The 24,709-nt window shown below is 58.1% G+C and carries 24 protein-coding genes and 4 tRNA genes; 9 read left to right on the forward strand and 19 right to left on the reverse strand.

Annotated elements, in window-relative coordinates; genetic code table 11:
• Positions 1 to 65: 65 nt before the first annotated feature.
• The 13 genes from rplL to ilvD all read right to left on the reverse strand — a co-directional run bounded on the left by rplL (position 66) and on the right by ilvD (position 7,503).
• Positions 66 to 437, reverse strand: a complete 372-nt coding sequence (gene rplL, locus VX159_RS14430) for a 50S ribosomal protein L7/L12 (RefSeq protein WP_371323580.1) — start codon at positions 435 to 437, stop codon at positions 66 to 68.
• A gap of 38 nt (positions 438 to 475) precedes the next feature.
• Positions 476 to 979 carry a 50S ribosomal protein L10 gene (gene rplJ / locus VX159_RS14435; RefSeq protein WP_371323581.1) on the reverse strand — a complete coding sequence of 168 codons (504 nt, stop codon included), beginning with the start codon at positions 977 to 979 and terminating at the stop codon, positions 476 to 478.
• Between the two features lie 233 nt (positions 980 to 1,212).
• On the reverse strand, positions 1,213 to 1,908 hold the full coding sequence (gene rplA / locus VX159_RS14440) for a 50S ribosomal protein L1 (RefSeq protein ID WP_371323582.1): 696 nt from the start codon (positions 1,906 to 1,908) through the stop codon (positions 1,213 to 1,215).
• A gap of 2 nt (positions 1,909 to 1,910) precedes the next feature.
• The gene (gene rplK, locus VX159_RS14445; protein WP_371323583.1) at positions 1,911 to 2,342 is read right to left on the reverse strand and encodes a 50S ribosomal protein L11; all 432 of its coding nucleotides are present in this window, start codon (positions 2,340 to 2,342) and stop codon (positions 1,911 to 1,913) included.
• 99 nt (positions 2,343 to 2,441) lie between these two features.
• Entirely contained in the window at positions 2,442 to 2,975 is a 534-nt protein-coding gene (gene nusG / locus VX159_RS14450; RefSeq protein ID WP_371323584.1) for a transcription termination/antitermination protein NusG, read from the reverse strand.
• Positions 2,972 to 3,325 (reverse strand): preprotein translocase subunit SecE, encoded by a 354-nt coding sequence (secE, locus tag VX159_RS14455; RefSeq protein WP_371323585.1) that lies wholly within the window; start codon positions 3,323 to 3,325, stop codon positions 2,972 to 2,974. The genes nusG and secE overlap by 4 nt, the downstream gene beginning before the upstream one ends.
• Positions 3,326 to 3,349: 24 nt before the next feature.
• Positions 3,350 to 3,425: transfer RNA gene (locus tag VX159_RS14460), tRNA-Trp, on the reverse strand.
• Positions 3,426 to 3,476: 51 nt separating this feature from the next.
• Positions 3,477 to 4,667, reverse strand: coding sequence for an elongation factor Tu (tuf, locus tag VX159_RS14465; protein ID WP_371323575.1), 1,191 nt, complete (start codon positions 4,665 to 4,667; stop codon positions 3,477 to 3,479).
• A 52-nt stretch (positions 4,668 to 4,719) separates the two neighbouring features.
• A tRNA-Thr gene (locus VX159_RS14470) sits at positions 4,720 to 4,794 on the reverse strand.
• A gap of 29 nt (positions 4,795 to 4,823) precedes the next feature.
• Positions 4,824 to 4,897, reverse strand: a tRNA-Gly gene (locus VX159_RS14475).
• A 39-nt stretch (positions 4,898 to 4,936) separates the two neighbouring features.
• Positions 4,937 to 5,021, reverse strand: a tRNA-Tyr gene (locus VX159_RS14480).
• Positions 5,022 to 5,172: 151 nt separating this feature from the next.
• On the reverse strand, positions 5,173 to 5,481 hold the full coding sequence (locus tag VX159_RS14485; RefSeq protein WP_371323586.1) for a c-type cytochrome: 309 nt from the start codon (positions 5,479 to 5,481) through the stop codon (positions 5,173 to 5,175).
• A 168-nt stretch (positions 5,482 to 5,649) separates the two neighbouring features.
• Entirely contained in the window at positions 5,650 to 7,503 is a 1,854-nt protein-coding gene (gene ilvD, locus VX159_RS14490) for a dihydroxy-acid dehydratase (RefSeq protein WP_371323587.1), read from the reverse strand.
• Positions 7,504 to 7,596: 93 nt separating this feature from the next.
• Here ilvD and lgt point away from each other — a divergent pair, with 93 nt between their 5' ends.
• Genes lgt through VX159_RS14505 form a run of 3 tightly spaced genes read left to right on the forward strand, consistent with a single transcriptional unit; the run spans position 7,597 to position 9,746 of the window.
• Positions 7,597 to 8,394 (forward strand): prolipoprotein diacylglyceryl transferase, encoded by a 798-nt coding sequence (gene lgt, locus VX159_RS14495; protein WP_371323588.1) that lies wholly within the window; start codon positions 7,597 to 7,599, stop codon positions 8,392 to 8,394.
• Between the two features lie 58 nt (positions 8,395 to 8,452).
• Positions 8,453 to 8,932 carry a VOC family protein gene (locus tag VX159_RS14500; RefSeq protein WP_371325533.1) on the forward strand — a complete coding sequence of 160 codons (480 nt, stop codon included), beginning with the start codon at positions 8,453 to 8,455 and terminating at the stop codon, positions 8,930 to 8,932.
• Positions 8,933 to 8,990: 58 nt separating this feature from the next.
• Positions 8,991 to 9,746, forward strand: a complete 756-nt coding sequence (locus tag VX159_RS14505; RefSeq protein ID WP_371323589.1) for a hypothetical protein — start codon at positions 8,991 to 8,993, stop codon at positions 9,744 to 9,746.
• A 45-nt stretch (positions 9,747 to 9,791) separates the two neighbouring features.
• Here VX159_RS14505 and VX159_RS14510 read toward each other — a convergent pair whose 3' ends face one another.
• Genes VX159_RS14510 through htpX form a run of 5 tightly spaced genes read right to left on the reverse strand, consistent with a single transcriptional unit; the run spans position 9,792 to position 16,570 of the window.
• Positions 9,792 to 10,139 carry a P-II family nitrogen regulator gene (locus VX159_RS14510; protein ID WP_371323590.1) on the reverse strand — a complete coding sequence of 116 codons (348 nt, stop codon included), beginning with the start codon at positions 10,137 to 10,139 and terminating at the stop codon, positions 9,792 to 9,794.
• Positions 10,136 to 13,246, reverse strand: a complete 3,111-nt coding sequence (locus VX159_RS14515; protein WP_371323591.1) for an efflux RND transporter permease subunit — start codon at positions 13,244 to 13,246, stop codon at positions 10,136 to 10,138. Before VX159_RS14515 ends, VX159_RS14510 begins: the two co-directional genes overlap by 4 nt.
• Positions 13,243 to 14,382 carry an efflux RND transporter periplasmic adaptor subunit gene (locus VX159_RS14520; protein ID WP_371323592.1) on the reverse strand — a complete coding sequence of 380 codons (1,140 nt, stop codon included), beginning with the start codon at positions 14,380 to 14,382 and terminating at the stop codon, positions 13,243 to 13,245. The genes VX159_RS14515 and VX159_RS14520 overlap by 4 nt, the downstream gene beginning before the upstream one ends.
• On the reverse strand, positions 14,379 to 15,641 hold the full coding sequence (locus tag VX159_RS14525) for a TolC family protein (protein ID WP_371323593.1): 1,263 nt from the start codon (positions 15,639 to 15,641) through the stop codon (positions 14,379 to 14,381). Before VX159_RS14525 ends, VX159_RS14520 begins: the two co-directional genes overlap by 4 nt.
• Positions 15,642 to 15,694: 53 nt before the next feature.
• On the reverse strand, positions 15,695 to 16,570 hold the full coding sequence (gene htpX, locus VX159_RS14530; protein ID WP_371323594.1) for a protease HtpX: 876 nt from the start codon (positions 16,568 to 16,570) through the stop codon (positions 15,695 to 15,697).
• Positions 16,571 to 16,672: 102 nt separating this feature from the next.
• Here htpX and VX159_RS14535 point away from each other — a divergent pair, with 102 nt between their 5' ends.
• On the forward strand, positions 16,673 to 17,569 hold the full coding sequence (locus VX159_RS14535; protein WP_371323595.1) for a LysR family transcriptional regulator: 897 nt from the start codon (positions 16,673 to 16,675) through the stop codon (positions 17,567 to 17,569).
• Between the two features lie 7 nt (positions 17,570 to 17,576).
• On the opposite strand, the gene VX159_RS14540 is transcribed toward VX159_RS14535, so the two are convergent.
• Positions 17,577 to 18,251 (reverse strand): Crp/Fnr family transcriptional regulator, encoded by a 675-nt coding sequence (locus tag VX159_RS14540; protein WP_371325534.1) that lies wholly within the window; start codon positions 18,249 to 18,251, stop codon positions 17,577 to 17,579.
• Positions 18,252 to 18,442: 191 nt separating this feature from the next.
• Here VX159_RS14540 and VX159_RS14545 point away from each other — a divergent pair, with 191 nt between their 5' ends.
• The 5 genes from VX159_RS14545 (at position 18,443) to VX159_RS14565 (ending at position 24,634) form a co-directional block, all read left to right on the forward strand.
• Positions 18,443 to 20,410 (forward strand): long-chain fatty acid--CoA ligase, encoded by a 1,968-nt coding sequence (locus VX159_RS14545; RefSeq protein ID WP_371323596.1) that lies wholly within the window; start codon positions 18,443 to 18,445, stop codon positions 20,408 to 20,410.
• Between the two features lies 1 nt (position 20,411).
• Entirely contained in the window at positions 20,412 to 21,194 is a 783-nt protein-coding gene (locus VX159_RS14550) for an ABC transporter ATP-binding protein (RefSeq protein WP_371323597.1), read from the forward strand.
• 12 nt (positions 21,195 to 21,206) lie between these two features.
• Positions 21,207 to 22,121 carry a branched-chain amino acid ABC transporter permease gene (locus VX159_RS14555; protein WP_371323598.1) on the forward strand — a complete coding sequence of 305 codons (915 nt, stop codon included), beginning with the start codon at positions 21,207 to 21,209 and terminating at the stop codon, positions 22,119 to 22,121.
• A 46-nt stretch (positions 22,122 to 22,167) separates the two neighbouring features.
• A complete protein-coding gene (locus tag VX159_RS14560) occupies positions 22,168 to 23,244 on the forward strand; it encodes a branched-chain amino acid ABC transporter permease (RefSeq protein WP_371323599.1) in 1,077 nt (358 codons plus the stop codon).
• 67 nt (positions 23,245 to 23,311) lie between these two features.
• Positions 23,312 to 24,634, forward strand: coding sequence for an ABC transporter substrate-binding protein (locus VX159_RS14565; RefSeq protein WP_371323600.1), 1,323 nt, complete (start codon positions 23,312 to 23,314; stop codon positions 24,632 to 24,634).
• Positions 24,635 to 24,709 lie beyond the last annotated feature (75 nt).

Raw genomic sequence — 24,709 nt, forward strand, 5'->3', positions numbered from 1 at the left:
GAATCAGTTTTACAAAGCACAAAAGGGCCGGAGACAAAGTCCCCAGCCCATCCTGTCGATCAAGATTACTTGATCTCGACCTTGGCGCCAGCTTCTTCCAGCTGCTTCTTCAGGGCTTCTGCATCAGCCTTGGAGACGCCTTCCTTCAGGGGCTTCGGAGCACCATCAACCAGGTCCTTGGCTTCCTTCAGGCCCAGGCCGGTAACAGCACGGACGACCTTAATGACTTCAACCTTCTTGTCGCCGGCAGCAGCCAGAACAACGGTGAATTCGGTCTGCTCTTCAGCAGCGGCAGCACCACCAGCAGCCGGGCCAGCAACGGCGACGGCGGCAGCGGAAACGCCAAACTTCTCTTCGAACGCCTTGACCAGGTCGTTCAGTTCCATAACGGTCAGGGAGCCAACGGCTTCCAGGATGTCTTCTTTGCTAATTGCCATTTCAAAGTACTCCTAATTCAGTTCGTATGCGGTAATGATCAAGCTGCGGCAGCTTCTTCTTCGCGCTTTTTAGCCAGTGCATCCACAGCGCGGACAAAGCCGGCGACCGGAGCTTGCATGACGTACAGCAGCTTGGAGAGCAGTTCTTCGCGGCTCGGGACCGAGGCGAGAGCCTGGACACCAGCCTTGTCGAGCGTCTTGCCGGCATAAGAACCGGCCTTGAGCACCAGCTTGTCGTTGGTCTTTGCGAAGTCGTTCAGGACTTTCGCAGCTGCCACGGGGTCGGCGGAGATGCTGTAAATCAGCGGACCAACCATCTGGTCAGCCAGGCCGGCAAACTCGGTGTCGGCCACCGCGCGACGGACGAGGGTGTTCTTCAGCACGCGCAGGTAAACGCCAGATTCGCGAGCCTTCTTGCGCAGCACGGTGAGGTCACCGACCTCGATGCCACGGTATTCGGCAATCGCGATCGTCTGGGCATTAGCCACTTGTGCCGAAACCTCGGCGACGACAGCTTTTTTGTCGTTCAGATTGAGACCCACGGGTCTTTCCTCCTTTCAAGTCATAATGCGGAAGTTTCCCTCCGCCCCTATACGGCGACCTGAACCAGAAGCTTGCCTTCGTTAAAAGGCAGAAATCTTGTTCGGGGACACCGTCTGCGCAGGTTGATTTTGCCGATTAAGTCGCGTCGACCGTAATCTCTGCGACACCTGCGGTCTTTGACGATCCACAATCCAGGCTGTTACCAACAACCCGGACCGTGGCCCAAAGTTTTTTAGCCGACCAGGGTAGCCTGATCGATGCGGACGCCAGGCCCCATCGTTGCGGCAACAGCAACCTTGCGCAGGTACTGGCCTTTCGAGGAAGCCGGCTTGGCCTTGTTCAACGCCTCAATCAGCGCCTTCAAGTTAGACTCGAGGCTTTCAACGCTGAAAGAAGCACGGCCGATGGTCGCGTGAATGATACCAGCCTTGTCGGTGCGGTACTGAACCTGACCGGCCTTGGCGTTCTTGACGGCGGTAGCGACGTCCATGGTCACGGTACCGACCTTCGGGTTCGGCATCAGGCCACGGGGGCCAAGAATCTGACCGAGTTGGCCTACAACGCGCATGGCATCGGGGGTTGCGATGACAACATCAAAGTCAAGCTTACCCGCCTTGACATCAGCGGCCAGATCGTCGAAACCAACAACCTCTGCACCGGCTGCCTTGGCAGCTTCGGCCTTGTCGCCTTGGGCGAACACGGCAACACGGACGGACTTACCGGTACCAGCCGGCAGCACGACAGAACCGCGAACGACCTGGTCGGATTTACGTGCATCAACCCCCAAGTTGACGGCCACATCGATGGACTCGTCAAACTTGGCGGTTGCAGTTTCCTTAGCCAGCGTCAGAGCTTCCTGAACCGGGTAAAGCTTCTGCGCTTCAATCTTGCCCTGCTGGGCCTTTTGCTTTTTGGTCAGCTTAGCCATGATTAGAGCCCCTCCACCGTGATACCCATCGAACGGGCAGAACCCGCGATAGTGCGAACCGCTGCTTCCATATCGGCGGCAGTCAGGTCAGGCATCTTGGTCTTGGCGATTTCTTCGGCTTGAGCACGAGTAATCTTGCCCACTTTGTCGGTATGCGGCTTGGCCGAACCAGACTTGATACCGGCGGCTTTCTTAATCAAGATCGTAGCCGGCGGCGTCTTCATCACGAAAGTGAAAGACTTGTCGGCGTAGGCGGTGATCACAACCGGAATCGGCAGACCCGGCTCGACACCTTGAGTCTGAGCGTTGAACGCCTTGCAGAATTCCATGATATTCAGACCACGCTGACCCAGTGCCGGACCGATCGGGGGCGACGGATTGGCTTTGCCAGCAGGCACTTGCAGCTTGATATAGCCGGTAATTTTCTTGGCCATGTTAACTCCAATGTAGTGAGTGATAGCGCATTTTTATCCGCCAGGAGAAAAATGCTCCTCTTGTCAGCCTCTGGGCGGCTGACTTGCCCTTTCAACCGATCAGGACTTTTCGACCTGACCGAACTCGAGTTCAACCGGGGTTGCGCGACCGAAAATGGTCACGGACACACGCAGGCGATTCTTTTCGTAATTGACATCTTCGACCGAGCCGTGGAAGTCCGTGAATGGACCTTCCTTGACACGAACCACCTCGCCAATTTCGAAAAGGATTTTCGGCCGCGGCTTTTCAACACCATCCTGCATTTGCTGCATGATCTTGTCGACTTCGCGCTCGGAAATCGGGGTTGGCCGGGTAGCGGTCCCACCGACAAAACCGGTCACTTTCGGGGTATTCTTTACCAGATGCCAACTATCATCATCCATTTCCATTTCAACCAGGACATAGCCCGGAAAGAATTTGCGCTCAGAAATGGACTTCTGGCCACCCTTCATTTCAACGACTTCTTCGACCGGCACGAGAATGCGACCAAATTTGTCTTGCATCCCCATGCGGGAAATGCGCTCCTGAATGGCGCGCATTACACTTTTCTCGAAGCCCGAATAGGCGTGAACTACATACCAACGCTTACTCATGATTTCTTCCAACCCAGAACAAGGTCATACAACACCCACTCCAGACTCTTGTCTGTGAGATACAGGAAGATCGCCATGACAACAACAAATGCAAATACAGCACCAGTGGTCTGCATGGTTTCTTTGCGGGAGGGCCAAACTACTTTTTTCGCTTCGACAACCGACTCGTTGGCGAAAACAAAAAAACGCTGACCAGCCTCGGTTTTCCACATCACCAAAGCAGCCAGCACCACACCCAACAACACAACCAGCAGACGCAGAATGGCCGCCTGCTCGGAAAGCAGGTAGAAGCCAGCTACGCCGGCAGCCAGTACAACCAGCGCCAGCGCAAACTTGATCTTGTCGGACATGACGTTTGCGATCTTAAAATGATTTGGCAGGGGCGGAGGGAATCGAACCCCCGACCTACGGTTTTGGAAACCGTTGCTCTACCAATTGAGCTACACCCCTGCGGCAGAGACATCAGGACGCTCCATAACAGAGCGTCCCTGAAGAAGCAAATTACTCGATGATCTTGGCGACGACGCCAGCACCGACGGTACGACCACCTTCGCGAATTGCGAAGCGCAGGCCTTCTTCCATAGCGATCGGAGCGATCAGCTTGACGGTCATCTGGATGTTGTCACCCGGCATAACCATCTCAACGCCTTCCGGCAGCGAAATCGCGCCAGTCACGTCGGTCGTACGGAAGTAGAACTGCGGACGGTAGTTGTTGAAGAACGGGGTGTGACGACCACCTTCGTCCTTGGACAGAACGTACACTTCGCCCGTGAAGTGGGTGTGCGGGGTGATGGAACCCGGCTTGCACAGCACCTGACCACGTTCGACGTCTTCACGCTTGGTACCACGCAGCAGCGCGCCGATGTTGTCGCCAGCCTGACCCTGATCCAGCAGCTTGCGGAACATTTCGACACCGGTACAGGTGGTCTTCTGGGTCGGACGAATACCAACGATTTCGATTTCTTCGCCAACCTTGACGATACCGCGCTCAACACGGCCGGTCACAACAGTACCGCGACCAGAGATGGAGAACACGTCTTCAACCGGCATCAGGAACGGCATATCAACCGCACGTTCCGGGGTCGGGATGTAGGAATCCAGAGCAGCCGCCAGGCGGAAAATTGCCGGCTCACCGATTTCGGACTGGTCGCCTTCCAGGGCCTTCAGTGCGGAACCGTGGATGATCGGGGTGTCGTCGCCCGGGAAGTCGTACTTGGACAGCAGCTCGCGCAGCTCCATTTCGACCAGCTCGAGCAGCTCGGCGTCGTCAACCATGTCGCACTTGTTCATGAACACCAGAACGTACGGCACACCAACCTGACGGGCCAGCAGGATGTGCTCGCGAGTCTGCGGCATCGGGCCGTCAGCAGCGGAACACACCAGGATCGCGCCGTCCATCTGGGCGGCACCGGTAATCATGTTCTTCACGTAGTCAGCGTGACCCGGGCAGTCAACGTGAGCATAGTGACGATTTTCGGTTTCGTATTCGACGTGAGCGGTGTTAATCGTAATACCGCGAGCCTTCTCTTCCGGAGCGGCATCGATTTCGTCGTACTTCTTGGCTGCACCACCAAACTTGGCAGCCAGCACGGTGGTAATCGCAGCGGTCAGCGTGGTCTTACCGTGGTCAACGTGACCAATCGTACCAACGTTAACGTGCGGCTTCGTACGCTCGAATTTTTCCTTAGCCATTCCAGTTCCTCAAATAATCAAATAAGTAAAAAATCCAGAAGCAAGCTAATGGTGGTGCCCATGGGCAGGATCGAACTGCCGACCTCTCCCTTACCAAGGGAGTGCTCTACCACTGAGCCACATGGGCCTACCTAAAACTCCAACCGTACCGATTCTTGGAGCGGGTGAAGGGAATCGAACCCTCGTCTTAAGCTTGGAAGGCTTCAGCTCTACCATTGAGCTACACCCGCTTAACCTCGCTCGCAGCAATAACCGCTACAGCGCAAATCTGGTGGAGGGAGAAGGATTCGAACCTTCGAAGGCAGTGCCGTCAGATTTACAGTCTGATCCCTTTGACCGCTCGGGAATCCCTCCTGAAGAGCCCGCTATTCTCCAGATAAGCACAACCACTGTCAACACCTACGCACACTTTTTTCCATCCACTTCAAAACAAAACGCCTTGCAATGCTGCAAGGCGTTTTGTTTTGAAGCCCGCGGATAAGCAGGCCGCAAAGCAGCGATCCGATTACTTGGTCGCCAGAACCCAGGCTGCAAGCTTCTTGGCTTCGTCTTCGGTGACGTTGTTCGGGGGCATCGGAATCTCGCCCCAGACGCCCTTGCCACCGGTCTTGATCTTGGCGGCCAGGGTTGCTGCAGCCTTGCCATCACCCTTGTACTTGGCTGCCACATCCTTGTAGGAAGGACCAACCAGCTTCTTGTCAATAGCGTGGCAGGACATGCAGTTCTTGGCCTTAGCCAGAGCTTCGTCCGCCTGGGCCTGGCCCATCATGGCAATACCAGCAGCGGCCATCATTGCAACGTAAACAGCTTTCATTCTCTCGCTCCGTAATAGAAGAGTTGATGTTAAAAAAGCAGGCTCCGATGATATAGACGAAGGCGAACAGACGCCAGTTCTCTTACCACCGGGCTGCGCTTTTTGCCAAAAAAACAGCAGCCCTGTAACAAGGGAGCAACACCACGCCCCCTGCAGGCCAAACCAAGCTTACTTGCGGCGAATCTGTCGCACGTCGCGCACAGCCCCCTTGTCCGCCGAGGTTGCCATCAGAGCATACGCCTGGAGCGCCGCCGAAACTTCGCGCTGGCGACTTTCCGGCTGCCAAGCAGCCTCCCCCTTGGCCTCCATGGCACCCCGGCGAGCCGCCAATTCTTCGTCGCTCACCGCCAGATGAATCCGCCGCCCGGGAATATCGATCTCGATCCGATCTCCTTCGTTAACCAACCCGATTGCTCCGCCATCAGCAGCCTCTGGGGAAGCATGACCAATCGACAAGCCCGAGGTACCCCCAGAAAAACGGCCATCGGTCAATAGCGCACAGGCCTTACCCAACCCCATCGACTTGAGGTAAGAGGTCGGATAAAGCATTTCCTGCATACCCGGCCCCCCCTTGGGACCCTCGTAGCGAATCACGACCACATCCCCGGCGACCACCTCCCCGCCGAGAATTGCCTCGACGGCAGAATCCTGACTTTCAAAGACCCGGGCGCGCCCGGAAAACTGCCAGATTGACTCATCAACCCCGGCCGTTTTGACGATACAGCCATCAAGAGCGATGTTTCCGTAGAGAACCGCCAAGCCGCCGTCCTTGGAATACGCGTTGGCCAGATTGCGGATGCAGCCATGGGTCCGGTCCAGATCCAGCTCATTGAAGCGACGCCCTTGGGAGAAGGCCACCTGCGTTGGCACACCGCCCGGCGCAGCCTTGAAAAACTCGTGCACGGCGATGTCATGCTCGCGAATCACATCCCAGCGATCAATCGCCTCACCGAGATTCCGCGCGTGAACAGTCGGAGCATCGCGGTGAATCAACCCGGCGCGGTCAAGTTCCCCCAGAATTCCCATGATCCCGCCGGCGCGATGAACATCCTCGATGTGATATTTATCGGTCATCGGAGCCACTTTACACAAACACGGAACCGAGCGAGAAATTCGGTCAATGTCGGCCATCGTGAAATCGATTCCAGCCTCCTGCGCAGCAGCAAGAATGTGCAGAACGGTGTTGGTCGACCCGCCCATCGCCACATCGAGGGTCATGGCGTTTTCAAACGCACCGCGTGTCGCAATCGAACGCGGCAACACGGAAGCGTCGTCCTCTTCGTAGTAGCGCTTGCACAGTTCGACAGCCAGACGCCCGGCCTTCAGGAACAACTGCCTGCGGTCCGCATGCGTCGCCACCACCGTGCCATTACCGGGCAAGCTAAGACCGAGTGCCTCGGTCAGACAATTCATCGAGTTGGCAGTAAACATTCCCGAACAGGAGCCACAGGTCGGACAGGCCGAACGTTCGATTTCATCCAGTTCTGCCTGCGGCACCGAGGCATCGGCAGCCTTAACCATCGCATCGACCAGATCCAGATGAACCACCTTGTCCTGCAATTTGACTTTGCCGGCTTCCATTGGACCACCGGACACGAAAACAACCGGAATGTTCAAGCGCATTGCCGCCATCAACATACCCGGGGTGATCTTGTCGCAATTCGAAATACAAACCATTGCATCGGCGCAATGCGCATTGACCATGTATTCGACCGAATCGGCAATCAGATCGCGCGACGGCAACGAATAGAGCATACCGCTGTGCCCCATCGCGATGCCGTCATCAATTGCGATCGTGTTGAACTCCTTGGCAATCCCGCCTGCGGCCTCGATTTCGCGGGCAACCATCTGCCCCAGGTCCTTCAGATGCACGTGCCCCGGCACAAATTGAGTAAACGAGTTGACCACCGCGATGATCGGCTTGCCGAAATCGCCATCCTTCATGCCGGTGGCACGCCAAAGAGCGCGGGCACCAGCCATGTTGCGGCCATGGGTGGAAGTGCGGGAACGATACTGGGGCATATTCAGTCTCCGTGTCGGACGAAATCAATGCGCCGGGAGCAAGGCCTGCGGCGCGAACTATAATCGGCCAATTCTAGCCCACTCTTGCTACCGATGCTGATCCACCCGCAATTCGATCCGATCGCGTTTTCGCTCGGACCACTCGCCGTCCGCTGGTACGGTCTGATGTACCTGCTGGCCTTTGCCCAGTTCATCCTGCTCGGCCGCCTGCGCATCCGGCGCGGCAACGCCCCCTTCGATCAGGAACAACTTGACGACCTGCTGTTCTACGGAATGCTTGGCGTGATTTTCGGTGGCCGCCTCGGCCAGGTGCTGTTTTACGAACCGGGCTATTACCTGAGCAATCCTCTGGAAATCCTCGCCATCTGGAAAGGCGGGATGAGTTTCCATGGAGGCTTTCTCGGCGTGTTGATGGCCATGGCTGCATGGGCACGCAAGCATGGAACCGACTGGTTTGCCGTTACCGACTTCATTGCACCGCTAGTGCCACTGGGGTTAGCCGCAGGGCGCCTCGGCAACTTCATCAACGGCGAGTTATGGGGCCGCGTTGCCGGGAGCGACCTGCCCTGGGCAATGGCTTTCCCGCAAGCCGGCGACTTGCTGCCGCGACATCCCTCGCAGCTTTACCACATCGGCCTCGAAGGTTTTCTGCTTTTTGCCGTGTTGTGGCTGTCGACCGTGAAAGCCCGCCCCCGCAGCTTCGCTTCGGGGCTGTTTCTGGTCGGTTACGGAGCCTGCCGTTTCGTCACGGAATTTTTCCGCGAACCCGACGCCGGGATTTTCGGCCATTCCTACGCGATCAGCATGGGGCAATGGCTGTCGCTGCCAATGATCGCGGTCGGCCTGTTCCTGCTGCTGCGAACCCGGCGATCCGTCGAATCTTCCGCTTGAGAGTCAGGGGCGAATCTCTATAATTATGGATTACGTCTTTCACTTACACAGGAAACAGATCATGCAGCGTCCGTTCAAGGTTCTTGGCATCCAGCAAATCGCGATTGGCGGCCCTTCCAAGGAAAAACTGAAAACCCTGTGGGTTGACATGCTCGGCCTGGAAATTACCGGCAACTTCGTTTCCGAACGCGAGAACGTCGACGAAGATATCTGCGCCATGGGCAGCGGCCCGTTCAAGGTCGAAGTCGACCTGATGCAACCGCTCGACCCAGAAAAAAAGCCAGCCGTGCATACCACCCCGCTGAATCACGTCGGTCTGTGGATCGACGATCTGCCGAAGGCCGTCGAATGGCTGTCGGCCAATGGGGTACGCTTTGCTCCCGGTGGCATTCGCAAGGGCGCCGCCGGTTTCGACATCTGCTTCCTGCACCCGAAGGGCAACGAGGAATCGCCGATCGGCGGCGAAGGCGTACTGATCGAACTGGTTCAGGCTCCGCCTGAAGTCGTTGACGCCTTTGCCCGTCTTGCGGCTCAATAAACCCCATCCGCAACCGGGGCGCCACTTGGCGCCCCCTTGCCTGATGGATGGTTTCCGCATGCCCCCGATTTCCGAAGAAGATCTCGAACAAACCCGCAACGCACTCGCCCCCACCCTGGACGCCACGGCGGCCATCCTGCCGTGGCTGGCGCGACCGGCGACACTCCGCTTTCCGGCGGAGCTGAACCAGCGCTGGCTGAGCGCGGCAGCCCGTCTGCACCAGACCTGGAGCAATCGCCACCTGGACGGTGACGACGACCTACGCCCGGCCTTGTTTGCTCTCTACTCAATTTGTCTGGAAACGGCCGACGCCGACTGCCTGCGCTTTGGCGAAGCCTTGGCCAGCGCAATAGACCGCCTTGAAATCAGCGGCGAACACCCAAAGCTGGTGACAGGACTGAGTGCCGCGATCGAAGCTCTGGACGAAGAAAAAGGTCTCGAACACGAAACCTTCGGCGAACGCTGCCGGCACTTTGCCCAGCGCCTGGAAAGCCTGCACGCCCAACCAGAACAGAAACGCTCGCCAGTGATTGACCGCCTGTTCATTGACGAAGCACAGGAGCGGGTTGAAGCCATGTGCGATGCACTCGCCGCCCTGCCGCCTGACGCCTATGCCCTGAAGACCGAGGCCGAGGAACTGGCACAACACGCCGAACAACTGGAATTGTGGGGCGTCATGCATCAGGCACGACGACTCTACAAACTGACCGGCAACAAACCGGCCAGTCTGGAGTACGCCTGGTACCGGCAGCGAATCGAGGGTGAAATCGCCCATCTGAGCCAGCTGCTCAACCTGATCGAGGTCACAGCCTAATGAAAATTGCCGGTTTTCACGGTCGACCGTGAAAACCGGGAAAAATCAGGCAGCCCCCTCACCGCCCGGGGTGGTTTTGAATACGAAGGCCACCTTTTCCACCTCCACCATCCACACCAAGCCGTCGCCGTAGTGGCCAGTCTGAGCGATTTCGATCACCCGCTGAAAAATTGCCTCTGCAACTTCATCGGGGGCAACGATTTCGATCCGGACCTTGGGCGAATAATCAGTCAGTTCATCCTTGATCCTGACCTTGCCCGGAACATGACGCGCCGGCGCACTGCACCCCTCCACCCGAGTCACCGTCATCCCCGGAAAACCGGACATGGCAACCAGTGCATCACGCAGTGCCGGTAACTTGTTCGGACGAATCACGGCCTTGATTTCCTTCATGCTTCGACCTCCTCTTCGTCGAACCAGCGATAAATACTCGGCACCACCACCAACGTCAACAACGTAGATGTGATCAACCCACCGATCACCACGATTGCCAAGGGGCGCTGCACCTCGGAACCCGGCCCGGTCGAGAACAAAAACGGAATCAGGCCGAGCATGGCTACCGTCGCTGTCATCATCACCGGCCGAAAGCGCAGGGTTGCGCCCTCAACGACCGCCTCGGCAATACTCCGCCCCTCTTGGCGCAACGAACGGATGTAGGACACCAGCACCACACCATTCAGTACGGCAATTCCCCATAGCGCGATAAAGCCAACCGAGGCCGGAACCGAAAGATACTCACCGGTCAGGAACAGTCCAACCACTCCGCCTATCGAGGCAAAAGGCAGCACAGTAATGATCAGGGTGGCGTAGCGCAAGGAGTTGAAGAGCAGGAAAAGCAGGAAAAAGATCGCAGCAATGGTCAGCGGAATAATGACCATCAGATGCCCCAGTGCCCGCTCCATGTTCTGGAACTGCCCGCCCCACTCCAGATAATAGCCCTCGGGCAATTTGATCTGGTGCTCGACCTTTTGCTGCAACTCGGCCACAAATCCGCCCAGATCACGGTCTTTGACATTCACACCGACCACAATCCGGCGCTTGCCCAGTTCCCGGGAAATCTGCGCCGGCCCGTCCATCACGCGGACACTGGCGACATCAGCCAGACGCACCTGGGCGCCATTGGGCGAAGTGATCAGGATATTGGAGATCGCCTCGACATTATTGCGGAAGCGCTCCGGCAGACGAACCACCCCGGGAAAACGCCGCTCACCCTCGAAAATCTCGGTTGCTTCCTTGCCGCCGACCGCAGTTTCGAGTACGTCATTGACATCGGATACATTCATACCCAGGCGAGCGATCGCCTGCCGATCGATTTCCACCGTCAGATACTGCTGCCCGCTAACTCGTTCGATCCGCAAATCCTGGGCTCCCTGCAAGCCCTGAGCCACCTTGCCAATCTGTCCGGCAATCCGCTTGAGCTGATCGAGATCGTCACCAAAAACCTTGACGGCAATATCCGAACGTACCCCGGTCACCATCTCGGCAACCCGCGCCGAAATCGGCTGCGCGATCACGATCTGCGCCCCGGGCAACACCTTGAGTTTTTCACGGATGGCATTCTGTATGGTTTCCTGCGTCCAGCCCTCCGGCCACTGATCGCGTGGCAGCAAGCTGACAATCGGGGTGGACTCATTCTGCCCCTGCGGATCGGCGGGCGACTCGCCTCGTCCAACACCGGATACCGCAGACTTGACCCCTGGCACCTGCGTCACCAGACGCATTGCCTCCATTTCCATTTTGATTGACTCATCCAGAGAGATGTTGGGCACCCGAATCACGTTCGGCACAATCGAACCTTCCTTCATCTCGGGAATGAAGGCAGTCCCGAGGAAAGGCAGCAAGCCGAGGGTCAAGGCAAAAGCCAGCACCGAAACCAGCACCGTCTTGACCCGGTTAGCCAACGCCAGATGCAGCAACTTCAGATAACGCTGCTTCATCGCCGCAATCAGGCGCGTATCGTGATCGCCATCGTGGGCTGGCGGCTTAAGCAAGTAAGTCGACATCACCGGGGTCAAGGATAGCGACAAGATCAGCGAAATTCCCAAGGCAATCGCAATGGTATAAGCCAGCGGCGCGAACATTTTGCCCTCCATGCCTTGCAGGGTCATCAATGGCAGGAACACCAGAATGATGATCCCGACGCCGAAAATCACTGGCGTTGCCACCTCGACCACAGCCTTGAGGATGATCCGTGTCTGGCTCTCGCCACTCTTGGCTGCCCGGCCAAGCAGGGCAAAGGCATTCTCGACCACCACCACCGAACCATCGACCATCAGACCGATCGCTATGGCCAACCCGCCGAGTGACATCAGGTTGGCGGAAATACCCAGTTTGTTCATCGCCATGAAGGTCAACAAGGGCGTGAGCACCAGCGTCGCCACCACGATCAGCGAGGAGCGGACATCGCCAAGGAAGAGGAACAGCACCACCACCACCAGCACCACCCCTTCAAGCAGGACCTTGGTCACGGTCCACAGGGCGGCATCGACAAGTTCGGAGCGATCATAAAAGGGCACGATCTTGAGTCCCTCGGGCAACATCCCCTTACGATTGATCTCTTCGACTCGCGCCTTGATCCGGCCGACGACCTCCTTGGCATTCCCCCCGGCGATCATCATCACGATCCCGCCAACCGCCTCGGTGGCGCCATTCTTGATCAGCGCCCCCTGGCGCACCTCGTGCCCGATCTGAACCTCCGCCACGTCACCGACGCGGACCGGAACCCCATCTTTTTCCTTGAGCACGATCATGCGCAGGTCATCAAGATCGCGCACCAGGCCAACCCCACGAATCAGGAACTGCTCGGCGTATTGCGGCAGCACACCACCACCGGCATTGGCGTTATTGCGTCCAACCGCCTGATATACATCGGCCACGGTCAACGCGTAATGGCGCAACTTTTCCGGATTGACGAGAACCTGGTATTGCTTGGCAAACCCCCCTTGGGAGTTGATTTCCGCCACTCCCGGAATCGAGCGCAACAGCGGCCGGACTACCCAGTCCTGAGCGATCCGGCGTTGCATCAACTCTTCTTGCGACAACGCACGGCCACCGTCATCCAGCCGCTCCAGCGTGTACTGATACACCTCGCCAAGCCCGGTAGACACCGGACCAAGGACAGGAACGATGCCGTGCGGCAACTTCGGAGTCACCTCCAGCAAACGCTCCATTACCAGCTGACGGGCAAAATACACGTTGGTCTTGTCGGTAAACACCAAGGTAATCAACGACAGCCCGGGTTTGTTCAGCGAACGCATCTCCTCCAACCCAGGCAGACCGGTCATCGCCACCTCAAGCGGCACTGTGGCAAAACGTTCGACCTCCTCAGGCGAACGCCCCGGTGCCTCGGTCGCAATCTGGACCTGCACATTGGTGACATCGGGGAAAGCATCCACCGACAGCTTGCGTGCAGCGTTCAGGCCAAAAAAGAAGAGTACGGCCGCGATCACCGCAACCACCAGGCGCTGCTTCAGCGCCCCCCGGACCAGAGACTCGATCACGCGCCCTCCAATTCCTTGCGATTGCGTTCATTGTTCAAGTGAAAAGCTCCTTCGACGACAATTTTTTCGCCGCCCTGTAAACCGGAAAGGACTACCCGCCGCCCCTGCTGCTCGGGACCGAGCTTGACCTTCAATAAGCGAAAGTTCCGCTCATCAACCATCACGAAGACATGCTCTTCGTCATTTTCACGAACCACGGCACTCGCCGGCACCACCAGCCGCTCCGCCGGCCGGGCCTCGATCAGCATGGTCGCCAGCATGGCAGGCTTGAGACGGCCATCATGGTTATCGAGTTCGGTACGCACGAGCACGGTGCGGGTTTCAGGATTTACCGTCTGCCCGACAAAAATCAGCTTACCGGTGAGTTTTTCATTGCCCAGCGCCGGCACCAGAATCGAAACAGCCTGCCCGACCCTGACCTGCGACACCTGCTGTTCGGGAACCTCGGCCTCGGCCCAGACACGAGACAAGTCGGCAATCACGAACAGGCTGTCGGCCGGCTGCACCACCTGCCCCGGCGCCAACTTGCGCTCGACGACGACACCGCTGATCGATGCCACCACCGGCGTCACCGAATTCACCGCCCCCTGACTGCCCAGCCGGTCAATCGCCTGCGGCGTGACTCCGAGCAACAGCAGTTGGTCGGCTGCAGCCCGAGCCTCGGCGCGCGAAATCTGATATTCACTTTCCCGCCGCTGCAACTCGGCGGCACTGATCACGTCCGCATCGAACAGGGAGCGGGCACGCTCTGCATTGCGCCGGTTGAGTTCGAGTTCAGCCCGGGCCTTCAGATAGCTCAATTGCTGGCTCGACAATTCACTGCTGTTGAGGCGGGCGAGAATATCGCCTTTTTTAACCTCCTGTCCGAGCAGCGCATCGATTTGGGTGACCCGGCCGGTCACCGTCGCCCCGATCCGGGCAAGGTGCTGCTCGTCGAAATCGATCTGCCCTGCGACGCGCAGGGTTTCCGATACCAAACTGCGCTCAACCTGACCTAAGCGCAACTGCGCCCGCAATTCAGGGGCTGGTTCGACCAGCGCCGGGTCAGCGGCAGCCCGCCCGGCTTCCGGCTGGGCCCCCTCCTTGCAGGCCGCCAGGCCAAGTACGGTCAAAGCCAGAATCAGCGCCTTTTTCATTGTTTCTTTTCCTTGGGCAATGCTCTCAATCGTTCAATTTCAACCCAGGCCGTTGCAAGTTCGTGGCGCGCCTGAATTAGCTCTGCCCGGGCAGCGCGAAATACGCGCTGCGCATCGAGGACTTCGAGAAATCCGCGTTCGCCAAAACGATACGCTGCCGTGGCCACGCGCAACGCTGCTTCCGCCTGTCGCAAGATGCCGGACTCGAGAGCCCCCACCTGGGCAAGCGCGATTTCGTATTGCTGGTAAGCGACCTCCAACTCCTGTGCCAGGGAAAAACGCCGCCCTTCCAGTTCATGCCGCGACCTGGACAACTGCGCCGTCGCCTCACCCACCTGCGCCCGCCGCCGATCCCAAAGCGGAATGCTGACCTGGAAACCAACCCGGGAACTCCGGATTTCAGAATCTTCGTCCATGCCGGCTCGCAGGCTCACCGCCGGCAACCGCAGCGCCCGCTCCAATTCAAGCTGCTTCTCGGCCCGGCTCACTTCAGCCTGAGCCCGCTGCAAATCCGGGCTATGCACCCGCATTTCCTGCTGCAACTGAGTCAAGGAGGGCACCTCGGGAACATCGCGCAAACGGCCGCTCAGCGTGAAATCCGAAGGCAGGCTGTCGCCCGCCACCTGGCGCAATTGCGAACGCGCCTGCTCAACCCGGAAACTCGCAGCCTGCACATTCTTGCGGGCATTAAGCAACTCGGCATCGGCCTTGATCAGCTCGAAACGTGCCGCCTCGCCGGTTTCTACCCGCTTGGCGATCCGGGTATGCACGCCTTCCACGGTCGACGCATCTTCACGGGCATTTTTCAACTCGGCCTCGCGGCGCAACAGGTTGAAATAGCGCGCCCGCAAATTAGCCAGCAAATCGGCTGCTAGAACACCGGCCGTTGCCGTTGCCACATTGAATCCGGCATCGGCAGCCGCAATCCTCGGGGTACGCCGCCAAGGCAGGTCAAGCGGCTGACTGAGCGACAGGCTGCGGGTATCACCGGGGACGCCAAGGCCAGCACGGCTGCGCTGATTCCCCGCCAGATATTCCAGCTCCGGATTGGGAAAGGCGCGTGCCGATTCGGCGGCATACCGCGCCGCCTCTAGCTGGTCGCGAGCTGCCAAAGCCGTCCGACTGCTGTTCAGCGCCATTTTCTCCAGCGCCGCCAAATCGAACTCAGCAGCCTGGAGAGAAGACAGACCAGCAGCCTGGAGAGAAGACAGACCAGCAGCCAGCATCAAGGCAAGAAGCGTTTTTGTGCGTTGCATCATCCGGCAAATTTAGCAAAAGAAAGTTTGTCTGTCAGCATTTTGTCAGAAAACAGTCAGTTTCCTGACAGTGCGGCAATCCGCTGCTCCAGCGGGGGATGCGACGAGAACAATTCGAGCCAGCCAGCCCCACCGGCAATCCCGGATGCTGCCATGTTCTGCGGCAGGGGCTCGGTATGCAGGCTACCAAGGCGACGCAAAGCATTCTGCATCGGACGGGCACTACCCATCAGCGCTGCCGCGCCTGCGTCAGCCCGGAATTCGCGCTGCCGCGAGAACCAGGCGACGATAATGCTGGCCAGCACCCCGAACAACAACTCGCAGACGATGCTGGTTGCCATGTACGCGAGCCCCGGCCCGGAGGAGGATTCATCATCCTTGCGCAGGAAACTATCGACGGCGTAAGCGATGATCCGCGACAGGAAGACGACGAAGGTATTGACCACCCCCTGGATCAGGGTCAGGGTCACCATGTCGCCATTGGCGATATGCGCCACCTCATGCGCCAGCACCGCCTCGACTTCGTCACGGGTCATGCTCTGAAGCAAGCCGGTCGACACTGCGACCAGAGAACTGTTCTTGGTCGCTCCGGTCGCAAAGGCGTTCGGTTCCCCCTCGTAGATGGCCACTTCCGGCATCGGCAAGCCTGCGCGATCAGCCAGCTTGGCCACCGTATCGACCAGCCACAACTCGGTAGAGGTTGAGGGATTCTCGATGACCTGCGCCCCGGTGCTCCATTTCGCCATCGGCTTCGACAGCAACAGGGAAATAAACGCACCGCCAAAACCGATTATCCCGGCGAAGGCCAGCAACATTCCGAGGTTGAGGCCATTGGCAGTCAGGAATTTATTAACGCCCAGCAGGCTGGTCACCAGACCAAGAACCAGCATCACCGCGATGTTGGTCAGCAAAAACAGCAGAACACGTTTCATCTCGTTCTCCAGAAAAAATTACAACGGCGTGATCCTAACGCATTGCACAAACAATAAAAACAGTAGCAAAATGACCAAACTTCAGTTTTTTGCGAACATAAAATGCAGAACCTCAACTACAAGCATCTGCACTATTTCTGGGTGGTAGCCCAAGAAGGCAGTATCACCCGCGCTGCTGACCGCCTGGGGGTCGCCATTCAAACCATCAGCGGCCAGCTTTCGCTACTCGAAACCCAACTTGGCAAGGCTTTGTTCGTGCCCCAGGGGCGCGGGCTCGCGCTGAGCGAGGTCGGACGCACGGTCCAAGGCTACGCCGACCAGATTTTTCAGCTCGGCGATGCCCTGGTGGACGCGGTCCAGCAGCATGACAACAGCGGCACCCTGCGTCTGCGCGCCGGGATTACCGACGGGATACCCAAACTCCTAGCCTACCAACTGCTGAACAGCATCGTTGCGGGTCCGGGCGATGTGCGGCTGATTTGCGAAGAAGACGAATTTGACGATCTGCTTGCCGACCTCGCGCTACATCGCCTCGACGTTGTCCTGACCGACCGTCCCGCTCCCAGCGGAGGGAACCTGAAATTATTCAGCACCCAGCTAGGCGACTTCGCTACCGGCCTGTTTGCCAGCCACGAACTGGCAAAAGCCCACGCCGCCGACTACCCGGCCTCACTCGACGGCGCTCCCTTGCTGCTTCCCAGCCGTCACCACGCGGTACGTACGCGAATTGATCGCTGGCTGGAAAACCTGCAGAGGGAAAAAATCCGCCCGAGGATTGTCGGCGAGTTTGAAGACAACGCGCTGCTCAATACCTTTGGCCGCGGCGGCCTGGGTTTGTTCCCTGCGCCGCTAGCCCTGGCAACGCAGGTCAGCGAGCAACTCAACGCGCAAGGGATCGGCGAGATGCAGGGTGTCAGCGAACAGATCTACGCGATTTCCAGCGAACGCCGCATCCGCCACCCGGCAGTGGAAGCGCTCTGCCGGGTGCAGATCGGCTGATCGCGACTCAATCGCCGAAGCGGCGCAAGCCTTCGAGGTCAATGATATTGATTCCGCCATACTCGCTGCGGACCAGACCAGCATCCTCAAGCACCTTGATCGCCTGATTGGCCCGCTGGCGGGAAACGCCTGCGAGATAACCCAATTCCTCCTGGGAAATCTGGAGCAGGCGACTGGTGCCCGGATACAGCACCGGATTGAACAATGCCGCCAACCCTCGGGCAATACGCGCATCAGTTTCGAGCAGACGCTCATTTTCCATCATCCCGATGAACTGCCCGAGACGCTCATTGAGCTGGGTGATCAGATAACGGTTGAAGCCGATGCTGTGGTCAAGCAGCCACTGAAAAGTGTGTTTGTTCATGAAGGCAACCCGCGACTCGCGAATAGCCATCACGTCGTAGCGCCGCGGCTCGTTTTTCAGTAGCGACCCTTCACCGAACCAGGCGCCATCGCTAATCCCGGTAAACGAGGTGGTTTTGCCGGTAGTCCAGTGGCTGGCCATCTTACCCAAACCACTGACCATACCCATCCAGTAATCGACCGGCTCGCCTTTCATGCAGATAAATGCGCCGGCAGCGTAAGTGCGCTCAAAAATACCCGCAAGTGCCCTTTCGATTTCGTTCTCGCTCAGGGATTGCCCCCATTGCGAGGACCTGAGCAGATCTTCAGCCGTTCTCAATTTTTTTCCTGGATTGTCTGCCGGACGACAATTATAAGCCGAGCGCTTCCCTACACTGGATTGACCAAACACCGTGAATATTTTGCTGCAGTGCAAGGTTTACGCAACAGCGTGTCATGGTCAGAATGCATTCCACGATTCAAAACAAACGTTAGACCGCACCCCTAAAGTGCGGCATGAGGAGACACTAAATGCCGACGCAGGCGAATTACGCCGCGCTGGATGGTTTGCACACCTTCCCGCGGCTGCTGTTCAACCACGCCCGTACCCGGCCGAATGCGCCGGCGATGCGGGAAAAATACCTTGGCATCTGGCAGACCTGGAGCTGGAGCGACGTTGCCGAACGCGTCCGCGCCCTGGCTTGCGGCCTTTCGGAGCTCGGTTTCAAGCGCGGCGACAACCTCGCCATCATCGGAGATAACCGCCCCCACCTGTACATGATGATGGCCGCAGCCCAATGTCTGGGCGGTGTCCCGGTACCGCTCTATCAAGACGCGGTAGCAGCTGAAATGCTCTTCGTCCTGCAGGATGCCGGCATCCGCTTTGCCATCGTCGAGGATCAGGAGCAGGTAGATAAGCTGCTTGAAGTCCGGGAGCAGCTGCCGAACCTCGAACACATCGTCTACGACGATCCTCGTGGTATGCGTCATTACAACCAGCCCTTCCTGCATGACATCCACGAATTGATGGAAATGGGACGGATTCACGACCGAAACCACCCTGATTTCATCACCGGCGAAATCGAAAAAGGTCATTACGACGATACCTCGGTCATGCTGTACACCTCGGGCACCACCGGCAAGCCCAAGGGGGTTTGCCAGACTCACGCCGCATTCATCGCTGCAGCCCAAGGGGGTGTCCAGGTAGACCGCATGGGCGATGACGGAGACATCCTCTCGTATCTACCCATGGCCTGGGTCGGCGACCATCTGTTTTCCTATGCTCAGGCACTGGTTGCCGGCTTTACCATCAACTGCCCCGAGTCCGGCGATACGGTAATGAGCGACCTCCGCGAGATCGGCCCAACCTATTACTTTGCGCCACCGCGGGTATTTGAAAGCTTGCTCACCTCGGTGATGATCCGCATGGAGGACGCAGGCAAGCTCAAGCAGAAGCTGTTCCACCACTTCATGGATGTCGCCAAGCGCTGTGGCGCTGACATTCTCGACGGCAAATCCGTCTCGCTTGGCGACCGTTTCCAGTACTGGCTGGGCAATCTGATGGTCTATGGTCCGCTACGCAACGTCCTCGGAATGAGCCGCATTTGCGTGGCGTACACCGCCGGTGCAGCGATCGGCCCCGACCTCTTCAAGTTCTACCGCTCGATCGGGATCAACTTGAAGCAGTTCTACGGCCAGACGGAAACCTGCGCCTATGTCTGCATGCAGCCCAACGGTGAGATCAAGTTCGACTCCGTCGGCCGACCGGCCCCCGGTGTCGATATCAAGATCGCCGACAACGGCGAAGTACTGGTCAAAGGCCCGATGCTGCTCAAGGAGTACTACAAGCGCCCGGATGCCACAGCCGAATCGATCAATCCCGACGGCTACTTCCTGACTGGCGATGCTGGCTTCCTCGACGAGGATGGGCATCTCAAGATCATCGATCGAGCCAAGGATGTCGGCAAGCTGTCGAACGGGGCAATGTTCGCGCCCAACTACATCGAGAACAAGCTGAAGTTCTTCCAGTACGTGAAGGAAGCCGTCTGCTTCGGGGCCAATCGCGAGCAAGTCTGCGCCTTCATCAATATCGACATGGGCGCGGTCGGCAACTGGGCCGAACGCCGCGGGATTGCCTACGCCGGCTACACCGACCTGGCCTGCAAGCCGGAAGTACTCGAACTGCTTCGGGAATGCATTGAGCAGGTCAATGCCGACCTGGTACATGACACGATGATGGCCGACTCACAGGTCCATCGCTTTCTGGTCCTGCACAAGGAATTGGATCCCGACGACGACGAATTGACCCGAACCCGCAAAGTGCGGCGCAACTTCGTTGCCGAAAAATACAAGGTGCTGATTGACGCGCTCTACGAGGGCAAGGCAAATCAGTTCATCGAAACCGAGGTCAAGTTCGAAGACGGTCGTCGCGGCAAAGTATCCGCCGACCTCAAGATTGTCGACGCCAAGACCTTCCCGATCGCGAAAAAGGCTGCCTGACATGTCCAAGAAAATAGGCGACGTCATTCTCGACCTGCAAAACATTTCCCTGCGCTTCGGCGGCGTCAAAGCGCTGACGGATATTTCCTTCGATGTCCGCGAACACGAAATCCGCTCGATCATCGGCCCCAATGGCGCCGGCAAAAGCTCGATGCTGAACGTAATCAACGGGGTTTATCACCCGCAGGAAGGGAAAATTTTCTGGCGCGGTAACGAGCGCAAAAAAATGGAGCCGCACATGGCTGCGCAGCAGAACATCGCACGCACTTTCCAGAATATTGCCTTGTTCAAGGGTATGAGTGTGCTCGACAACATCATGACCGGGCGCATCACCAAGATGAAATCCAATTTCATCGAGCATGCGCTGTGGTTTGGCCGGGCCAAGAACGAAGAGTTGGAACATCGCAAGAAAGTCGAAGAGGTCATCGACTTCCTCGAAATCCAGCATATCCGCAAAACCCCGGTCGGGCGCCTGCCCTACGGCTTGCAGAAGCGAGTCGAACTGGGTCGAGCGTTGGCAGCCGAACCCTCGATGCTGCTCCTCGACGAGCCGATGGCGGGGATGAACGTCGAAGAAAAGCAGGACATGTGCCGCTTTATCCTCGACGTAAACGACCAGTTCGGCACCACCATCGTCCTGATCGAACACGACATGGGCGTGGTCATGGACATTTCCGACCGCGTCGTCGTACTCGATTACGGGAAGAAAATCGGCGACGGGCTGCCCGACGATGTGAAGAACAATGAAGACGTGATCCGCGCCTATCTCGGCGCAGGACACTAAGGAGACAGGCAGATGAACTTCTTTTTTGAAGTCCTGATTGGCGGGCTGCTCTCCGGGGTCATGTACGCCCTGGTCGCCCTTGGTTTCGTAATGATCTACAAGGCTTCCGGGGTGTTCAACTTTGCCCAGGGTGCGATGGTCTATCTGGCCGCGCTGTCGGTCGTCGGCTGCATGGAGAAAGGTGCGCCGCTGTGGCTGGCGGTCATCCTCGCCTTCGCGATCATGACCCTGTTCGGTATTGCCACCGAGAAATTCGTGCTGCGCAAGCTGGTCAACCAGCCGCCGATCGCACTGTTCATGGCCACCATCGGCCTGGCCTTCTTCATTGAAGGTCTGGCGCCGATGATCTTTGGCTCGGAACCGCGTGCGCTCGACATCGGCATCGTGGACGAGCCGATCGAATACATCCTCGAAAACTTCAACATGGTGATTTCCCGCTTCGACTTGGTTGCTGCACTGGTTGCCTCGGTCCTGGTCGCTACCCTGGCTCTGTTCTTCCAGTACACCCGGGTCGGACGCGCCCTGCGTGCTGTCGCCGACGACCACCAGGCCGCACTGTCGATCGGCATCCCGCTGCAGAACATCTGGGCGATCGTCTGGGGGGTTGCCGGTTTTGTCGCCCTGGTCGCGGGGATGATGTGGGGAGCCCGCAACGGGGTCCAGTTCGCGCTCACATTTACCGCGCTGAAGGCTCTGCCGGTGCTGATCCTTGGCGGTTTCACCTCGGTTCCGGGAGCGATTGTCGGGGGCCTGATCATCGGCGCTTCGGAAAAGCTCGCCGAAATTTACATTCCGCCGGTGATGCAGGACTTGTTCGGCGGCAACTTTGGCGGCATCGAGGGCTGGTTCCCCTACATCCTCGCTCTGCTCTTCCTGCTGGTTCGTCCGGAAGGACTGTTCGGCGAGAAACATATTGACCGCGTATAGCGCCTTTGCTCTGCGACCAAATACTAGCGAATAAGGATTAAAAAACATGCTTTATCGTGAAGCCGGTCAATTCAAGACCACTTACGCGGCCGACCAACAGCTGTTCCCGATCCGCCAGGACCGGATCGGGGTCATCACCCTGCTGCTGATCGCCTTCATCGGGGTACCGCTGTTTGCCAGCGAATACTGGTTCTCGGCAATCCTGATTCCCTTCCTGATCTTTGCCCTGGCCGCCCTCGGCCTCAACATCCTGACTGGCTATGCTGGCCAGTTGTCGCTCGGCTCGGCCGCCTTCATGGCAGTCGGCGCTTATGCGGCCTATAACTTCCAGTTGCGGGTCGAAGGCATTCCGATTCTGGTCTCCTTCCTGTGCGGCGGTTTGACTGCCGCTGCAGTGGGAGTGCTATTCGGCCTGCCCTCGCTCCGAATCAAGGGCTTTTACCTGGCAGTAGCCACCCTCGCCGCACAGTTTTTTATCGTCTGGTGCCTGACCAAGTTCCCCTGGCTCTCCAACAACTCATCCTCAGGGGTAATTTCAACGCAGCAACTGATTATTTTCGGTCATGAACTGAAGACACCAACTGAAAAATACTTGCTGGTGCTGTCGATTGTGGTCTTGCTCGCTCTGGCCGCGAAGAACCTGGTCCGTTCCTCGACCGGCCGGGCCTGGATGGCGGTGCGCGACATGGACGTGGCGGCCTCGGTGATCGGCATCAAGCTGATGCCGACCAAGCTGCTGGCCTTTGCCATCAGCTCGTTCTACTGCGGCGTCGCCGGCGCACTCTATGCTTTCTGCTACCTCGGCTCGGTCGAACCCGATGGCTTCTCGCTCGACATGTCGTTCAAGATCCTGTTCATGATCATCATCGGCGGTGTCGGCTCGATCATGGGGAGTTTCCTCGGCGCTGCCTTCATCCTGCTGCTGCCGATCCTGCTCGACGTACTACTGCCCTTCTTTGCCGGCCTGTTCGGGCTTCCTTTCTCTAGCGCGACCGTCTCGCACATCCAGATTCTGGTCTTCGGTGCGCTGATCATGTTCTTCCTGATCGTTGAACCGCACGGGCTGGCCCGTCTGTGGCAAATCGCCAAGGAAAAACTGCGTTTGTGGCCCTTCCCGCACTAAGGACTGGTCATTTTCGACACGGTGACCTCCGGTCGCCGCCATTTGCAACATTGGAGGAGACATTAAGATGATTAAAACCTGCAAACCCGTTCTCGCTGCCGCTGCCCTGGCAGTTGCCATGCTGTCGCAGAATGCCCTCGCCGCCGAGGAACAGTTTTTCCCGATGACCAGCTACCGCGTCGGCCCCTACGGTGCCAACGGCCAGTCGTTCTACGGCGGCTTCATCGACTACCTGAACTACGTCAATCTCAAGGAAAAGGGCGTCAATGGCGTCCAACTCACCTACGAAGAGTGCGAAACCGAATACAACAACGCCAAAGGCGTCGAGTGCTACGAGCGACTGAAGGGCAAGGCCGCCAAGTCAGCCGGCCCGATTCACACCATGTCCACCGGCATTTCCTACGCGCTGATCGACAAGTCGGCCCAGGACAAACTGCCACTGGCGATGATGGGCTACGGCCGCACCGATGCGGTTGATGGCTCGGTATTCCCGTATGCCTTCCCGCTGGTCACGACTTACCAGATGCAAGCCTCGGCCATCGTCAAATTCATCAAGGAAAAGAACGGCGGCAATCTGGCCGGCAAGAAGATCGTTTATCTGTATCACGACTCCGCCTATGGCAAGGAAGCGATCATCGCGCTCGAAGCCGAAGCCTCGCTGAACAAGTTCCAACTGGTGCAGATTCCGGTGGCCCACCCCGGCAACGAACAAGGCGCACAGTGGCTGAAGATTCGCCAGGAGAAGCCTGATTTCGTGATCTTCTGGGGTTGGGGCGTGATGAACCAGACCGCCCTCAAGGCGGCTCAGAAGGTCGGCTTCCCGCGCGACAAGATGATCGGTTCGTGGTGGACCGGCTCTGAAGAAGACGTCGTCCCGGCCGGTGAGTCGGCCAAGGGCTACATGGCTGCCACCTGGAACGTCGCCGGCAAGAACGTGCCGCTGATTGCCGATATCGAGAAGACCGTTTATGGCGCCGGCAAGGGCAACCTCAGTGACAAGGCCAAGATTGGCACCATCCTGTACAACCGTGGCGTTTCGGCTGCCGTACTCTCGGTCGAGGCCATCCGCAAGGGCCAGGAAAAGTACGGCAAGGGCAAGGCATTGAACGGCGAGCAAACCCGCTGGGCCCTGGAAAACCTGAACATTACCGAAGCCCGCCTGAAGCAGATCGGCGCCACCGACCTGCTGCCCGAAATCAAGACCTCATGCGACAACCACGAAGGCTCGGGGAAAGTGAAAATCCAGCAGTGGGATGGCGACAAGTGGGTTCCGGTTTCCGGCTGGATCGAGGGTAACAAGGCGCTGATTCACCCGCTGTTCCAGGCCTCTGCCAAGCAGTACGCCAAGGAAAAGGGAATCACCCCGCGCGACTGCTCGAAAGAGAAGTAAGGATCGAGGATTCTGGATTCGGGATCGAGGATTGAGTCAAGGCTCAAATACCTCGATCCTTGATCCTCGATCCTA

This window comes from Dechloromonas sp. ZY10 (assembly GCF_041378895.1).
Classification (GTDB): domain Bacteria; phylum Pseudomonadota; class Gammaproteobacteria; order Burkholderiales; family Rhodocyclaceae; genus Azonexus; species Azonexus aquae.

What these genes read in the sequence shown, in the direction of transcription:
- VX159_RS14555 (WP_371323598.1), top strand. Translation starts at nt 21,207, where the DNA reads ATGAACTTCTTTTTTGAAGTCCTGATTGGCGGGCTGCTCTCCGGGGTC.
- secE (WP_371323585.1), bottom strand. Translation starts at nt 3,325, where the DNA reads ATGTCCGACAAGATCAAGTTTGCGCTGGCGCTGGTTGTACTGGCTGCC.
- htpX (WP_371323594.1), bottom strand. Translation starts at nt 16,570, where the DNA reads ATGAAACGTGTTCTGCTGTTTTTGCTGACCAACATCGCGGTGATGCTG.
- lgt (WP_371323588.1), top strand. Translation starts at nt 7,597, where the DNA reads ATGCTGATCCACCCGCAATTCGATCCGATCGCGTTTTCGCTCGGACCA.
- VX159_RS14535 (WP_371323595.1), top strand. Translation starts at nt 16,673, where the DNA reads ATGCAGAACCTCAACTACAAGCATCTGCACTATTTCTGGGTGGTAGCC.
- VX159_RS14520 (WP_371323592.1), bottom strand. Translation starts at nt 14,382, where the DNA reads ATGAAAAAGGCGCTGATTCTGGCTTTGACCGTACTTGGCCTGGCGGCC.
- rplL (WP_371323580.1), bottom strand. Translation starts at nt 437, where the DNA reads ATGGCAATTAGCAAAGAAGACATCCTGGAAGCCGTTGGCTCCCTGACC.
- VX159_RS14485 (WP_371323586.1), bottom strand. Translation starts at nt 5,481, where the DNA reads ATGAAAGCTGTTTACGTTGCAATGATGGCCGCTGCTGGTATTGCCATG.
- VX159_RS14550 (WP_371323597.1), top strand. Translation starts at nt 20,412, where the DNA reads ATGTCCAAGAAAATAGGCGACGTCATTCTCGACCTGCAAAACATTTCC.
- rplK (WP_371323583.1), bottom strand. Translation starts at nt 2,342, where the DNA reads ATGGCCAAGAAAATTACCGGCTATATCAAGCTGCAAGTGCCTGCTGGC.
- nusG (WP_371323584.1), bottom strand. Translation starts at nt 2,975, where the DNA reads ATGAGTAAGCGTTGGTATGTAGTTCACGCCTATTCGGGCTTCGAGAAA.
- rplA (WP_371323582.1), bottom strand. Translation starts at nt 1,908, where the DNA reads ATGGCTAAGCTGACCAAAAAGCAAAAGGCCCAGCAGGGCAAGATTGAA.
- VX159_RS14545 (WP_371323596.1), top strand. Translation starts at nt 18,443, where the DNA reads ATGCCGACGCAGGCGAATTACGCCGCGCTGGATGGTTTGCACACCTTC.
- VX159_RS14505 (WP_371323589.1), top strand. Translation starts at nt 8,991, where the DNA reads ATGCCCCCGATTTCCGAAGAAGATCTCGAACAAACCCGCAACGCACTC.
- VX159_RS14565 (WP_371323600.1), top strand. Translation starts at nt 23,312, where the DNA reads ATGATTAAAACCTGCAAACCCGTTCTCGCTGCCGCTGCCCTGGCAGTT.
- VX159_RS14560 (WP_371323599.1), top strand. Translation starts at nt 22,168, where the DNA reads ATGCTTTATCGTGAAGCCGGTCAATTCAAGACCACTTACGCGGCCGAC.
- VX159_RS14510 (WP_371323590.1), bottom strand. Translation starts at nt 10,139, where the DNA reads ATGAAGGAAATCAAGGCCGTGATTCGTCCGAACAAGTTACCGGCACTG.
- VX159_RS14525 (WP_371323593.1), bottom strand. Translation starts at nt 15,641, where the DNA reads ATGATGCAACGCACAAAAACGCTTCTTGCCTTGATGCTGGCTGCTGGT.
- ilvD (WP_371323587.1), bottom strand. Translation starts at nt 7,503, where the DNA reads ATGCCCCAGTATCGTTCCCGCACTTCCACCCATGGCCGCAACATGGCT.
- tuf (WP_371323575.1), bottom strand. Translation starts at nt 4,667, where the DNA reads ATGGCTAAGGAAAAATTCGAGCGTACGAAGCCGCACGTTAACGTTGGT.